The 12,969-nt window shown below is 74.1% G+C and carries 13 protein-coding genes; 1 reads left to right on the top strand and 12 read right to left on the bottom strand.

Annotated elements, in window-relative coordinates; translation table 11 throughout:
* Positions 1-165 precede the first annotated feature (165 nt).
* The 12 genes from ABZX65_RS21865 to ABZX65_RS21810 all read right to left on the bottom strand — a co-directional run bounded on the left by ABZX65_RS21865 (position 166) and on the right by ABZX65_RS21810 (position 10,565).
* Positions 166-363, bottom strand: a complete 198-nt coding sequence (locus ABZX65_RS21865) for a ferredoxin (RefSeq protein WP_188284234.1) — start codon at positions 361-363, stop codon at positions 166-168.
* 32 nt (positions 364-395) lie between these two features.
* The gene (locus ABZX65_RS21860; RefSeq protein WP_355342403.1) at positions 396-1,628 is read right to left on the bottom strand and encodes a cytochrome P450; all 1,233 of its coding nucleotides are present in this window, start codon (positions 1,626-1,628) and stop codon (positions 396-398) included.
* A gap of 414 nt (positions 1,629-2,042) precedes the next feature.
* Entirely contained in the window at positions 2,043-2,840 is a 798-nt protein-coding gene (locus ABZX65_RS21855) for a 4'-phosphopantetheinyl transferase superfamily protein (protein WP_355342400.1), read from the bottom strand.
* Positions 2,837-6,094 carry a S41 family peptidase gene (locus ABZX65_RS21850; protein WP_355342397.1) on the bottom strand — a complete coding sequence of 1,086 codons (3,258 nt, stop codon included), beginning with the start codon at positions 6,092-6,094 and terminating at the stop codon, positions 2,837-2,839. Before ABZX65_RS21850 ends, ABZX65_RS21855 begins: the two co-directional genes overlap by 4 nt.
* A complete protein-coding gene (locus tag ABZX65_RS21845) occupies positions 6,091-6,675 on the bottom strand; it encodes a GNAT family N-acetyltransferase (protein ID WP_355342394.1) in 585 nt (194 codons plus the stop codon). Before ABZX65_RS21845 ends, ABZX65_RS21850 begins: the two co-directional genes overlap by 4 nt.
* Positions 6,676-6,678: 3 nt before the next feature.
* Positions 6,679-7,116, bottom strand: a complete 438-nt coding sequence (locus ABZX65_RS21840; protein WP_355342391.1) for a GNAT family protein — start codon at positions 7,114-7,116, stop codon at positions 6,679-6,681.
* On the bottom strand, positions 7,109-7,609 hold the full coding sequence (locus ABZX65_RS21835) for a hypothetical protein (protein WP_355342388.1): 501 nt from the start codon (positions 7,607-7,609) through the stop codon (positions 7,109-7,111). The genes ABZX65_RS21840 and ABZX65_RS21835 overlap by 8 nt, the downstream gene beginning before the upstream one ends.
* The gene (locus tag ABZX65_RS21830) at positions 7,606-8,163 is read right to left on the bottom strand and encodes a hypothetical protein (protein WP_355342385.1); all 558 of its coding nucleotides are present in this window, start codon (positions 8,161-8,163) and stop codon (positions 7,606-7,608) included. Before ABZX65_RS21830 ends, ABZX65_RS21835 begins: the two co-directional genes overlap by 4 nt.
* Positions 8,160-9,296, bottom strand: a complete 1,137-nt coding sequence (locus ABZX65_RS21825) for an acyl-CoA dehydrogenase family protein (RefSeq protein ID WP_355342382.1) — start codon at positions 9,294-9,296, stop codon at positions 8,160-8,162. Before ABZX65_RS21825 ends, ABZX65_RS21830 begins: the two co-directional genes overlap by 4 nt.
* Positions 9,293-9,916 carry an acyl-CoA dehydrogenase family protein gene (locus ABZX65_RS21820; RefSeq protein ID WP_355342379.1) on the bottom strand — a complete coding sequence of 208 codons (624 nt, stop codon included), beginning with the start codon at positions 9,914-9,916 and terminating at the stop codon, positions 9,293-9,295. The genes ABZX65_RS21825 and ABZX65_RS21820 overlap by 4 nt, the downstream gene beginning before the upstream one ends.
* Before the next feature lie 31 nt (positions 9,917-9,947).
* Positions 9,948-10,214 carry a phosphopantetheine-binding protein gene (locus tag ABZX65_RS21815; RefSeq protein WP_188284224.1) on the bottom strand — a complete coding sequence of 89 codons (267 nt, stop codon included), beginning with the start codon at positions 10,212-10,214 and terminating at the stop codon, positions 9,948-9,950.
* Positions 10,215-10,379: 165 nt separating this feature from the next.
* Complete coding sequence (locus ABZX65_RS21810) at positions 10,380-10,565, bottom strand: hypothetical protein (RefSeq protein WP_355342376.1); 186 nt, start codon at positions 10,563-10,565, stop codon at positions 10,380-10,382.
* A gap of 280 nt (positions 10,566-10,845) precedes the next feature.
* On the opposite strand from ABZX65_RS21810, the gene ABZX65_RS21805 reads away from it, so the two are divergent.
* The gene (locus ABZX65_RS21805) at positions 10,846-12,702 is read left to right on the top strand and encodes a condensation domain-containing protein (RefSeq protein WP_355342373.1); all 1,857 of its coding nucleotides are present in this window, start codon (positions 10,846-10,848) and stop codon (positions 12,700-12,702) included.
* The last annotated feature ends 267 nt before the right edge of the window (positions 12,703-12,969 follow it).

Genomic DNA, 12,969 nt, shown 5'->3' with positions numbered 1-12,969 from the left:
GACCGGGACAGGACATCGCGATGGACCTGCGCGTCGCGCCGCACCGGCTGTGCCCCTTCTGCGACCGGCGGCGGGAACTGCCGGGCGGCCGGTGATCCGGGGGCGCTCTCTGCGGAGCGCCCCCGGATCACCGCGGCTGTACGGCTCTACGGCTGCGGCTGCGGCCTACGGCTCGACCGTCTCGATCGCCTGCGCCGGGCAGCCCACTTCGGCCTCGCGGACGTCGTCCCACGTCGCCTCGGGCGGCTCGTCGGCCAGCAGCCGCACGATGCCGTCCTCGTCGCGCTGGTCGAAGACGCCGGGCGCGGTCAGGACGCACATGCCGGAGCCGCAGCACTTGTCGGTGTCGACGTGGACACGCATGAGGCGTTCCTTTCGTTGCGGAGCGGCGGGGTTCACCAGGCGAGCGGGAGCGCGTGCAGCCCGTAGACGGCCATCTCGTGGCGGAAGCGCAGCTCTTCGAAGGGGACGGCCAGACGCAGGCCGGGGAACCTCTGGAGTACGGCGGGCAGCGCGACGCGCAGTTCGAGGCGGGCGAGCGGCTGGCCGAGGCACTGGTGGACGCCGAAGCCGAAGGCAAGGTGGCGGCGGGCGCCGGGGCGGCCGAGGTCGAGCAGGCCGCCCTCGGGGAAGGCGTCCTCGTCCCGGTTGGCGGCGCCGATCATGCACAGGACGCCCTCGCCCGCCCGTATCCGCGTGCCGCTGACCTCCACGTCCTCGACGGCGGCCCGGCCGATCCCGTTGTGGACCACCGTCATGTAGCGCAGCAGCTCCTCGACGGCGGTGTCGAGGGCGGAGCCGTCGCCGTCCTCGTCGAGCCGGGCCGCCTCGTGCAGCCGCGCGGCCTGGGCGGGCTCGCGCAGCAGGGCGAGGACCGACAGGGAGGTCATGTTGGCGGTGGTCTCGTGCCCGGCCACCAGCAGCAGCCGGCCCATCGACGCGATCTCGTCGTCGTCCAGGACGTCCTGCTCGGCGAGGCGGCTGATGATGCTGTCGTCCGGCGCGGCCCGCTTGGCGCGCGCCAACCCGGCGAGATAGGCGCCCAGTTCGTCCTGCGCCGCGGCGACCTCCTGCGGCGGCGCGTCGGTGCGCAGCATCGTGCTGCTGCACTGCTGGAAGAAGGCGTGGTCGGCGTAGGGGACGCCCAGCAGCAGGCAGATGACCATGGAGGGCAGCGGCAGCGCGAAGTCGGCGACCAGGTCCGCGGTGCGGTCGGCGCGGGCGGCCATCCGGTCCAGCAGGTCGTCGGTGACCTGGCGTACGGCCGGTCGCATCTCGGCGACCTTGCGGATCATGAAGTCGGCGGTGAGCATGCGGCGCAGCCGGGCGTGGTCCGGGTCGTCCATCCGGATGAAGGTCGGCCGGTCGGTGGCGAGCGTCCGCAGGCCGGCCGAGAGGAACGGGAAGCCGGGCCGCCTCGCGTCCGAGCTGAAGCTCCGGTCCCGCAGCACGGAGCGGATGTCCGCGTGCCGGGTCACCATCCAGCACGACGTGCCGTCCCACAGCCGGACGCGGCTCAACCCCTCCTCGCCTCGGGCCTGTTCGTAGGCGGGCGGTGGGGCGAAGGGGCACGTCCCTCGGGCGGCGGGGGCGGTGACGGCAACGGGCGGGTGCGCGGCGGTGGCCATGACGGACACTCCTGTCTTGCCGGTGCGGAAGGTGCCAGAGCGGTGCCAGGGGCAGCAGAGGTCAGTGCCTGTAGCACTAAGTGCCGTAGGCAACTAACTTGGTGTCGAGGCTAGTTCGCTCTCCGCACTCGCCGGTAGGGCGGATTCGGGCCGTTTCACGCCGATGCGACCCGGTGGTCACGCCTTCGGTGACGGGACGTCACGCCCCGAACAGGGCGCCCGCTTGAGGTCGGCGCCGCGGCCCCGACCGGCGACGCCGCGCCGTGCCGTCGCGCACCCGCGCGCGTCGCGCCGACCGCCGCCCGGCGCCGTCCGAAACGCATCGGTACGCGGTCGGGTGCGGCCGTTCGGCGTGGCTGCCGTCCGTGGGCACCGTGCGTAGGCGCCGTGCGTGGCCGCCGTGCGTGGCCGCCGTCACTCCGGGAGCGTGCGCCGCCGGACGTGGGTCACCGGAACCGTCGTGGCCAGGGCCGCGCGATGGGCGGGCGGGGCCGCGAGGGGGGTGAGGTGGAGCGGGGCGCGGGGCCAGTCCCGCACGGTCGGCGCCGTGGCCAGCGCGGTGCTGACGTCGATCGCCGCGGGAGGAGCCGACAGGCCGTGGCCGGTCAGCTTCATCGCCGCCTCCTTGCGCACCCAGGCGTCGAGGAACGCCTCCGGGCGCGCGCCGGGCGGGAGTTGGTCGTACGCGGCGCGCTCGGCGGGGGTCAGGGTGAGCGCCGCGAGGCCGTCCGCGTCACGGTCCGCGTCGAGTTGGTCGAGATCCGCGCCGATCAGGCCGCTGCCGACGACCGCGATCAGCAGCCACTCGCGGGTGTGCGAGACGGAGAAGTCGAAGGCGGCGTCCGCCACTCGGGGGCGGCCGTGCCGGGGCGCGCCGCACAGCCCGCAACCCCGCTCGACGGCCACCTCGGCCGGTGGCACGCCCAAGTAGCGTCCTACGACGAGCCGTTGGGCCGCCCGCGAGGTCAGCAGCGTATCGGCCGCCGCGCCCTCGCCGAGCACCTGCCACCGCTCCCGCTCCTCGGCGCCGAGCAGACCGGCCCACGCCGCGTGCCGCCGCACCGGCACCAGCCACACCTCGCAGGTCCCGGCGACGGGCGCAGCGAGGGCCCCTCCGGCCGCGACCGGCCCGGCCGCAAAGGGGCTCGCCGCCAGAGGCGTGGGGACGAGCGGTCCGGCCGCGGCCCGCCCCGCCGCCTCCGGCCGGCTCATCCGCCGCTCCGTCCCGTCGCGGCGCCGACGGCCCCGGCGTCGGCCGGTGCGAGGCCCATGCCGGACCCGTCCGTCGACGCCGGTGCCGGCAGCACCGTCAGCAGATGCGTCACCGCCGTCGCCAACTGCGCGTCCAGGCCGGGCTGCGGCCCCGCCGGGACCACGGCGACCGTGATGTCCGGCTCGACCCCGCGGTTCTCCAGCCCCGCCCCGACCCCGCGGAAGTAGTAGCAGAATTCGGGCTGGGTGGTCACCGTGCCGTCGACCAGCCCGTGCCGCGGCCAGGTGGCGATCGTGCCGCCCCACGTCCGCGTGCCCACCAGCGTGCCCAGGCCGCGCTCGCGGAACATATGGCCGAAGATCTCGCCGTCGGAGCCGGTCTGTTCGTTGATCAGCGCCGCCATCGGACCGCGCGGCGACTCCAGCGGATACGGCACCGCGCCGCTCCACCGGCCGTGCTCGGTACCCGTGCGGCTGCGCGCGAGCCGGTCGAGGAGCAGCGGAGAGACATGGCCGCCGCCGTTGAACCGCACGTCGACCACCAGCCCCTCCCGGTCCAGACCGCCGAGGAACTGCCGTACGAAGTCCGCGTATCCGGTCCTGAACATGTCCGGCACGTGCAGATACGCGAGCCTGCCGTCGGAGACGGTGTCCACGTACGCGCTGTTGCGGGCCACCCAGTCCAGGTAGCGGGCGCGGGCCTCGCTGCGGGCGGCGCGGACCACCACCCGGCGCGGGACGGCGCCGCCGCGCAGCACGGTCAGTTCGACCTCGCGGCCCGCGAGACCGGTGAGCAGTTCCGCCGGGCCGCCGGGCCCCACGAGGTGCCCGTCGACCGCGGCGATCTCGTCGCCCGGCCGGATGTCGACGCCCGGCCGGTCGCAGGGCGAGGTGGCGTCGGGGTTCCACGGGTCGCCGCGCAGCACGTGCGCGATCCGCCACCGGCCCTCGGCCTGCGGCGCGGGCTCCCAGTCCACACCGAGGAAACCCTGCGCCTCACCGCTCGGCGCGCCGTAGTCGCCGCCGCGCTCGTACGCGTGCGAGGTCGCCAGTTCGCCGTGCAACTCCCAGACCAGGTCCGAGAGTTCGGCGCGGGTCGCGACCCGGTCGAGCAGCGGCAGATAGCACCGGTGCACCGCGTCCCAGTCGATCCCCGACATGTCGGCGTTCCAGAAGCTCTCGCGCTGGAGCCGCCACGCCTCCCGGAACATCTGCCGCCACTCCGCGGCAGGGACGAACGGGATCTTGACCCGGTCCAGGTCGACCCAGCCGGTGGGCCGCCCCGGCGGGGCGATGGGCGAGTCGAAGTCCTCCACGGCCTCCTTGGGCGCGCCCGCGGGCACCACGCGCAGCCGGTGGTTGTGCCGGTAGAGCAGCGCCGTGCCGGTGCGGTCGGTGCTGATCTCGTCGACCGGCCCGAGATAGTCCTCGGTCACGTCGCCGGTCGCCAGGTCCACCAGGGTGACGCTGCCCTCCTGTTGCTGCTGCGGGTCGTCCGGCTCGGGCGCGCTGAGCGGTACCGACAGCAGCAGCACGCAGTCGGGCAGACCCAGCACCGCCGCGTACCGGCCTTCGGGGACCGGCAGTGGGACCAGGCGCCGTTCGATACCGGTGAAGTCGATGGCGACCGGCCCTTCCGGATCGCCCTCGTCGTACCCGTCGGGGGAGTACGCGCCGCCCGCCGACTGCTGCGGCGGAGCGAACGGCGGCTGCCGGTCGGCGGTCAGCGGCACCGCGTACGGCCGGGCGCCGAAGGGGAAGCCGATCTCGAACTGGACCTGGTCGTGCTCGGGCGTCAGGTCGCGCTGTCCGACGAAGTACAGATAGCGGCCCGCCGGGTCGAAGGACGGCAGCGCGTCCCGCAGCACCGGTCGGGTGATCCGCGAGGTGCGTCCGGTGTCCACCTCGGCGACCTTGATGGCCGTGCTCCTGGGCGTGTCCGGATAGGTGTAGGCGAGCCAGCGGCCGTCGGGCGACCAGGCCAGATCCTCGATCCGCTCATGGGCGCTGGTGTCGAGCAGCCGCGGCTCCAGCTTCGGCCGGTCGGTGTCGACGCTCCACAGCTCCTGCCGGTTGGTGGCGAAGGCGACCTGCCCGGTGGCGGGCGAGGCGGCCAGCGCGGTGACATAGCCCAGGTCGGCCAGCGGCACGCCGAGCAGCTCCGCGCCGCCCTCCGCGGGCAGCAGCACCAGCCGCTCACCGGGCCCCGAGTCGCCCGCGACCGCGACCAGCCGCTCGCCGTCGGCGAGCCAGTTCAGCAGCCGGTAGCGGACACCGTCCGGGCGCCCGTGCCGCCGTACCGGACCCGACCAGGGCGCGAGCGTGAACGCCTTGCCGCGGGCGGTGACCGCGAGGGTCTGCCCGTCGGGGCCGATCCGCGCGCCGTCCAGGAAACCGGTGGCCGACACGATACGGCGCTGGTGCTGGACGCCCGAGGGGCCCAGCTCCACCCGCAGCCGCCGGGTGCCGCCGCGCGCCGGGTCCAGCACGTGCAGGACCGCGCCGCTGTGGTAGACCAGCCGGCGGCCGTCGCTGGACAGACCGCGCGCGTAGTACTCGTCGTGGTCGGTGTGCCGGGTCAGACCCGTGCCGTCGGAGTGGCAGGAGTAGACGTTGCCGGTGCCCTCGTGGTCGCTGATGAAGTAGATCCGGTTGCCGACCCAGCAGGGGTCCGCCGGATTGCCCGCGGGCAGCGCGAGCCGCCGGTACGCGCCGGATCCGTCGTCGTCCACCCAGAGTTCACCGGCCGCGCCGCCGCGGTAGCGCTTGCGGCGCGCCGGGTCGGCGATGCTCCGGCCGATCACCGAACCGCCGCCGGGCCCGTACGACACGGACGCGGCGGGGCCCGCCTCGACCAGCCGCGGCGGGCCGCCGTCGGGGTGCACGGCGAACAGCCGGAAGCCGAAGCCCTCGGGCTGGCCCGCGGTGCTCGCGTACAGGATCTCGCCGGTCAGCGGGTGCCAGCCGGTGACCGTGCACCGGCCCGCCTGGTGGGTCAGCCGGCGGACGGGGCCGCCGGAGACCGAGGTCAGGCAGACCTCGGTGAGGCCGTCGGGGGAGCCGGTGAAGGCGACCTGGCGGCCGTCGGGCGAGAGCCGGGGGCCCGCGCACGCGGTCGTGCCCGCGGTGAGCCGCCGCGCGGTGCCGCCTTCGGCGGACACCGTCCACAGGTCGTCCTCGCACACGAAGACCACGGTGTCGCCCACGATCGTCGCGTGGTGCAGATAGCCGCCTTCCGCGGCGCGGGCGCTCATGACGGCTGGGACGACGTGGAGCGGATACGGGCGGCGATCGCACGGCGCCGGTCGGCGACCTGCTCGCGCCGGCGGTGCACGTCCTGTTCGCTCTCGGTCCAGTAGCAGGCGGTGCGCCACTCGCCGACGGTGTAGGAGTCGTACGCGCAGCGCACCCGCCGCTGCTCGGTGAGTTCACCGGACGACACCAGCATCGTGTTGTGCTCCAGGACCTGGTTGACGACCACCCGCATGTTCAACTCCGCGCGGATGTACGCGTGCGCGGCGGTCACGGCGGTCGCGCCGTACGGGCCCCGGCACTCCGGCAGCACGCCGAAGGACAGCTCACAGGTCTGGCCGGGCCAGTCGATCGAGGTGATCCAGGCGAAGCCGACGGTCGCGCCGCGGGAGTCGCACATGGTGAACATCCGCTTGACGTCGTGCTCACGCGTGAGGGTGCGGCGCTGGTTGGCGGTGAGCGCGTCGTCGTCGCTGACGACCGCGAAGTCGGTGAGATTCGCCTGGAAGCGCGACTCGCGCAACAGGGCGGTACGCGTGGGGATGTCGTCCTCGGTGAAATGCCGGACGGTCACGAACGGCATGGGTCAGCCCTCCTCGGTGGCGCAGTAGACCAGCACGTCGTGGTAGCCGCCGGTGTGGAAGACATGGCCGGGCAGCCGGCCGGCGCCGGTGAAGCCGCAGGCTTCGAGCGCGGGCACGGCCGGTGAGCCGTCGGGGACCTCGGCGACATACGACGTGCACCGGCGGTAGGTGCGCAGGAAGGCGAGCAGGGCGGCCAGCGGCTCCGGGTCGGCGGACGTGGTCGCGACCCAACCCTGGCGCGGCTGCGCGGGGTTGGGCACGTATCCCAGCAGCACGTCCCCGGCCTGGAGCACCTGCGCTCCGGTACGGGCCAGCTCGCGGGCGAGCAGCGGGCCGTTCTGGGTGACCGGGTCGAGGCCGAGGAAGCCGCGGGCGGCCTGCGGCGCGGCGCTCAGCCGTGCGGCGGCCTCGGCGGTGCCGAGCAGGGTCAGGTCAGCCATGGCGGGTCGCTCCCCAGATCTGTCGGGCCACCGGGCGGCCGTCCAGCCACAGCGCCCGCGGGATGTCGGCCTCCGGGCTCAGCCCCGCGTCACGCAGCAGGGCGTCGCGCGGGAGCCCGTCGGGCAGCGGCACGGCCGGGGTGACCCAGCCGAAGACCCGGCTCAGGCCGAGCACCCGGAAAGCGTGGTCGAGGGCGGCCTTCAGCAGCGGCTCCGCGCTGGTCTCCGCGCCGGAGCGCAGACCGATCTCCAGCCGCGCCCTGCGGTGCACCCAGTCCAGGGCGGCGAGCCGGACGAAGCCGGTGCCGGGCACGACGCACAACTCGTCGTCCTGGCCCGGCGCTCCGTCCTCGCCGGGACCTTCCGGCGCCGGCACCCGGGCCGGTTCCGCCAGGACGGGCCTGCCGGGCACGGACAGGCCGAGCAGCTCGCCCGGCAGCCAGTGGCCGGTGAGCAGGGGCAGGTCGGCGCCCCGGTATCCGCGCAGCATCATGACGTGGGCTCCCAGATCCGGGAGAGGAAGACGGAACCGCGGCGGTGTCCGTCGTGGACGACGTGTCCGGTCAGGACGCCTTCCTCGGTGAAGCCCGCCAGGCGGGCGGCGGTCAGGCCCCGGTCGTCGAACTCGTGGACGACGACGGCCAGTCGGACCACCTCGCGCTGCCAGCGCAGCGCCCGGACCAGCTCGCGGTACGCCGACGCCCAGGCGTCCGTGCGCAGCCGTGAGGTCAGCCGCAGGTGCAGCACGTAGTGGCAGGCGTGCTCGGCGCCCATCGCCTCCAGGGCGTACAGGCCCACGGGCCGTCCGTCGGCGCTCAGCAGCCGGGTGTCCTCGTCCAGCAGGGCGAGGATCTCCCACTGCGGGCGGGTGGCGGGGCGGGCGGTGCGGAAGTAGAAGTCGGACTCGGTGAAGAGGTCGAGTACGGCGTCGTGGTCGGCCTCCGTGACCGGCCGGGCGGACCACGCGAAGGACGTGGGCGCGGGAGCTGTCACGGGAGCGGGGACGGACGCCGTGGCCGGGCGCGCCGTCAGGTCCGTGGCGGTCATGTCCGTCCCTTCCGCGCAGCCAGGTCGTGGGTGATGTGCAGCCGCTGGATGTTGCTGGTGCCCTCCATGAACTCGAAGGCGAGCACGTCCCGGCTCCACTTCTCCAGCAGCGGGTGCTCGATCAGCGCGCCGGGGCCGAGCGCCCGGGCCGCCCAGTGCGTGGTGCGCACCGCCAGATCGGTGGTGTGCAGCTTCGCCATGGACGGCGGCCGTACGACGTCGGGCTGGAGGTCGACGGCCGCCGCGGACTCGTACAGCAGCGCCGTGGCCGCGTCGAGCCGGGCGGAGACCACCTCGTGCCCCGACCAGCCGGGACGCTGCTCGGTCACGTAGTCGCGGGTGCCGAGAGCGGTGCCCAGGGCCAGCGCGGCGATCTGGAGCCGCATCGCGTTGAAGGTCCTGCTGATCCCCCACAGACCGCGCCGGGAGGCGGGCAGGTGGGCGCCGAGCAGCATCTCGCGCGGCACGGGCACCTCGTCGAGGTCCAGCCGGCAGATCCGCGCGCCGCGCAGACCGATCATGTCCAGCGGCTCGCCGTGGAAGCCGGGCGCGGGCTGCCGGATCAGCGCGCCGCGGATGGAGAGCGGGCTGCGGCCGGTCCTGGCGAAGACCACGCCGATCGCGCCCCGGGAGGCGTTGCCGACATAGCGCTTGGAGCCGGAGAGCAGGTAACCGTCGGCGGGGTCGCCCGCCGCGTCGAACCTGCTCTCCATCGCCGTGGCGTCGGTGCCGTGCTCCGGTTCCGTCATGCCGAAGAAGGTCCAGGCGCGACCGTCGGCGATGGTGTCGTAGAACAGTTCGCGCTGTGCCTCGTTGCCCAGGGTGTCGACAGCGACGCCGGCCAGGGAGGGACCGGTGTTGGCGCTGAGCACCCCCGCGTCGCCGCGGGCCAGTTCGACGCTGGCGACCACGCGGGACAGGCAGGTGTCGGAGTAGCCGCCGTCGTCCACGGCGGAGCCGGTGCGGTAGTCCTTGGGGGTGGAGGCGGACCTGACCAGCGCCATGACGGGCAGGTCGAGGTGGGCCGTGCCGGCCGGGTCGGCGTCGACGGCCAGGGCGTGGGCGCGCAGTTCCCGGCCCGCTTCCCGGCACTGTTCGCGCAGCTCCCGCAGCGGGGTGTCGAGGGGGATCATGGCTGTACGTCCTCCCGGTCGGTCCAGCAGTCCGCCGCGAGCCGGCCGACGTACGCGGCGCGCACCGGTCCGTCGGCGAGGTAACCGGAGGCCCCGAAGAGCTTGGCGGTGTCCCAGTCGAGCGCGGTGATCCGGTCGTGCGCGTCGGCCACGGCCGCGGGGACGCGGTGGGCGACGAGCAGGAGTTGGCGTACGGCGTCGAGTGCGGTCATGACGTCGGCGACGGTGCCGAGCACGAGTTGTTTGCGGATCAGGGGCTCGCCGCCGCCCACCCGTCCGGACAGGTGGGCGACCGCGTCGTCGAGGAGCCTGCGGGACACGCCCACCCGTACCGCGCCGAGCAGCGCGGCGAATACGGTGCGGCGGTCGTCGGGCCCGTCGTACGAGGCCGGTGCGGCGGATTCTGCGGGCCGGTGGGGCCACGCCACGAAGGCGACGCCCTCCATTTCCGCGAGGCGGTGCGGCACGACCTCGGCGCCCGTGGGCACCCGGCCCGCCGGGAAAGCGGCGACGCGTCCCGCGGGAGCGCCGACCTCCACCGTGCGCAGCGCCAGCTCCAGGCCGGGCGTGAACCCGCCGTCATGGGCCGCCGCTTCACACGCCACGAGCGTGTCCCTCATCGAATCCTCCGTTGGGCCGTGCCGTGTTCGGCTAACCGGCGACCCGCGTGAGGTCCAGCCGGATTTTGATGTAGTCGGCAAAGGAGCCTGCGGACTGGAATACCTCGGGTTCGAGAGTGTCGGGGTCGACTTCGAGGCCGATGGTGTCCTCAAGGCTCATGAGGAGTTCGACAAAACGCATGGAGTCGATCTCCAGGTCTTCGAGAATCCTGGTATCCGCGCTGAATTCGGGGAGCGGCCGGTCCAGGATCACGGAGAGGGAATGCTGAAGGTGCTCGATAATCTCGGCGTGTTCCACCGGACTTTCCCCTTCCCTGGGAGAAGTGGGCCCGAGCGGTCGGCCGTCCGGCCCTGGGGGAGGGCTGCCCGCCGGCAGGGCGCCGGCCGCCTGATGGCGGACGCGGCGCCTTGCCGGCGACGGACGTCACACGGCCGTGAGCTCAGACATGTTGCAGGTCCGAGATCAGGCGGCCTTGGACGCGGCCTTCACCGCGGCCTTGACGGCCGCCTTCGACGCGGCCTTGCTCGCAGCCTTGCTGGCCGCCTTGGACGCGGCCTTGGTCGCCGACTTGTCAGCGGCCTTGACGGCAGCCTTGCTGGCGGCCTTGGACGCGGCCTTGACGGCGGCCTTCACGGCGGTCTTGGACAAAGGAACCACACCTTCCATGTAAGGAAATTCGGGACCCGAGTGGGCCCCGGATGCCGGATCTGGTTTCTCCGACACCATGAGATTCCCGGACGGCGCAACTCCCGTCAACCCTTGCCGGGTTGCACCGGGTCGAATCCCGATGGCAGCTTTTTGCCGTCAACAAGCGGCCACCGTGAAACGCTGCCGTTATTCCCGTTCGGGCCCGATGCTGGGAGGTGATTCACGGGCCCGCGCGAATGCGGCCGGGCCGGTCCCACTCACGGTTTGGAAGGAGGGCGGGATGCCCGAGGTGAGAAGCGCGGACCTCTGCTGGGGGCAGCGGTACCACTGGCTGAGGTACCAGCAGGTGCCCGCGGGCGCTCGTCACGACGCGCACATCGTCACCAACTACCCGCTGCCGCAGGGACTCTCCCTGACGGGCCTGCGGTCCGCGCTGGCCTATCTGGTGCGCAGGCACGAGGGGCTGCGCACGGTCTTCGACGCACACGCCAGGCCGGGCCCGAGACAGCGGGTCGAGCCGCCGGGGCCGATGCCGCTGCTGGTCGCCGCCACCGAGCAGGACGGTACGCCGGGACCCGCGGCGGTCATCGCCGAGATGTCCACCACCGAGTTCGACCCGGAACGCGAGTGGCCGATCAGGGCCTGCGCGGTCACCACGGGCGGAGTGCCGCGCACGCTGGCGCTCGTCCTCAACCACACGGCGTTCGACGACTGGAGCATGCAGCTCTTCCAGCGCGACTTCGAGGCACTGCTCGGCACGCTCGCCACCGGCCGCCGGGCGCAGTTGGGGCCGGTCGCGTACCAGCCCGCCGACCTCGCCGCCATCGAGGCGCGGCCGTCGCCGGAGCGGGCGCAGATGCTGCGCTATTGGCGGCGGGCGGTACCCGAGCTGCCCGCCGACATGTTCGTACGGCGCCGTGAGCCGGCCGCGCCCGACGGCGTCGCCGCCTTCGGGGCGACGCTCACCTCACCCGCGCTGCTCCCCGCCGTCCGCGAGATCGCCGCCCGGCTGCGGGTGTGGCCCTCCGCGGTGCACCTGGCGGCGTACGCGGTGGCCATGGCCACGTACACCGGGGAGCGGACGGTCACCCACCGCTGGCTGACCAGCCACCGCCAGGACGGACCCCGGATGTCCGTGCTGACGTGCATGTTCTCGCCGGCGCTCGTCTCGGTCGACCTCGGCGGCGACCCCGGATTCGCCGAGGTGGTCGCGCGGGTCGCCGCCGCGCTGGAGACGGCGCAGGAGCACGCGTACGCGCCGTACGACGAGATCGTGGAGCTGGTCGCCCAGGACGCCTTCCGGCGCGGCGCGCCGATCAGGACCTCCTCCGAGGTCAACTTCCTCAACCACGGGACCAAGAGCTGCGGCACCCGCAAGGAACGCCTCCTGCGGACACCGGAGCCGACCGCGTGGGCGCTGTCCGAGACCGACACCTATCTGCGGGTCGGGGAGTGGGACGACGGGGTCACCGTCGGCCTCAACGCGCGGGCGGACGTGATGGACGCGGCGGCCGTCGAGCACTTCCTGCGCGGGTACGGGCGGCTGCTGGAGGCGCACCGCGACGCGGCCGTCGACCTGCGGCTCGACGAGGCCGCCGCGCTCTTCGACTTCGCCGCCCCCGCCCCGCGTCGCCTGGCCCGGCTCGGACCCGACGCGGTGGACCTGGACGCGACCGAGCGCGTGCTGCTGGCGCATCCGGCGGTACGGTCCGCGCGGGTGTCCGTGGAAGACGGCCGGCTGCTCGCCGAGGTCACCACGGAACGGCCCCTGGACGAGCGGGAGTTGCGGCTGCACTGCCTGGACACCGGCTCCGCGCTGCCCGGTGCGCGCCGCCCCGACCTCTTCCGGGTGACGGCCGGGGAGGGCGCCCGCGCGGCGCGTACGGAAGCGGTGGCCGCGGACGCGCTGGCCGCCGTCGTCGCCAAGGTCAACGGACTGGCCGCCGTGGACCTCGACGCCTCCTACACGGTGGCGGGCGGCCGGATGCTGCGCGCGCCGCGGGTCCTGACCGAGCTGCGCGCCCGCGGCTGGGAGGGCGCCGATCTGAACCAACTCGGCGGCACCCGGCCGCTGTCGGGCCTGGCCCACGGACTGACCCCGGTCCAGGAGCCGACCCCGGAGTTGACCCCGGCCTGACACCGTTCCGCCCGGCCGCTGTCGACCGCGCCGCCCTCGCCACGGACCACCCGCGGCGAGGGCGGCGCGGCCATGCCGGGACCGTACCGCCGTACCGCTCGCGGCCATGTCGGGACCGCTCCGCCGTACCGCGCCCGTCACATCCGGGGCCGGCCCGCGCACGCCGCCCCCGCAACCCACGGCGGCGGCCGACCCCGGTGTCAGCTACTCGCTCCTGTGCACATCTCCCGTGCGGCCACCGCCCGTTGGCGGCCGTCGCGCATTTCC

The sequence above is a fragment of the Streptomyces sp. NPDC003300 genome (assembly GCF_040610915.1).
Taxonomy (GTDB): domain Bacteria; phylum Actinomycetota; class Actinomycetes; order Streptomycetales; family Streptomycetaceae; genus Actinacidiphila.
The sequence above is the reverse complement of the archived record's forward strand: the minus strand, read 5'-3'. Positions and strand labels throughout refer to the sequence as shown.

Bases quoted from the DNA above. Each gene is read 5' to 3' on its own strand.
- ABZX65_RS21805 (WP_355342373.1), top strand. From the start codon at position 10,846: ATGCCCGAGGTGAGAAGCGCGGACCTCTGCTGGGGGCAGCGGTACCAC.
- ABZX65_RS21850 (WP_355342397.1), bottom strand. From the start codon at position 6,094: ATGAGCGCCCGCGCCGCGGAAGGCGGCTATCTGCACCACGCGACGATC.
- ABZX65_RS21820 (WP_355342379.1), bottom strand. From the start codon at position 9,916: ATGAGGGACACGCTCGTGGCGTGTGAAGCGGCGGCCCATGACGGCGGG.
- ABZX65_RS21840 (WP_355342391.1), bottom strand. From the start codon at position 7,116: ATGGCTGACCTGACCCTGCTCGGCACCGCCGAGGCCGCCGCACGGCTG.
- ABZX65_RS21865 (WP_188284234.1), bottom strand. From the start codon at position 363: ATGCGTGTCCACGTCGACACCGACAAGTGCTGCGGCTCCGGCATGTGC.
- ABZX65_RS21845 (WP_355342394.1), bottom strand. From the start codon at position 6,675: ATGCCGTTCGTGACCGTCCGGCATTTCACCGAGGACGACATCCCCACG.
- ABZX65_RS21830 (WP_355342385.1), bottom strand. From the start codon at position 8,163: ATGACCGCCACGGACCTGACGGCGCGCCCGGCCACGGCGTCCGTCCCC.
- ABZX65_RS21835 (WP_355342388.1), bottom strand. From the start codon at position 7,609: ATGATGCTGCGCGGATACCGGGGCGCCGACCTGCCCCTGCTCACCGGC.
- ABZX65_RS21825 (WP_355342382.1), bottom strand. From the start codon at position 9,296: ATGATCCCCCTCGACACCCCGCTGCGGGAGCTGCGCGAACAGTGCCGG.
- ABZX65_RS21860 (WP_355342403.1), bottom strand. From the start codon at position 1,628: ATGGCCACCGCCGCGCACCCGCCCGTTGCCGTCACCGCCCCCGCCGCC.
- ABZX65_RS21855 (WP_355342400.1), bottom strand. From the start codon at position 2,840: ATGAGCCGGCCGGAGGCGGCGGGGCGGGCCGCGGCCGGACCGCTCGTC.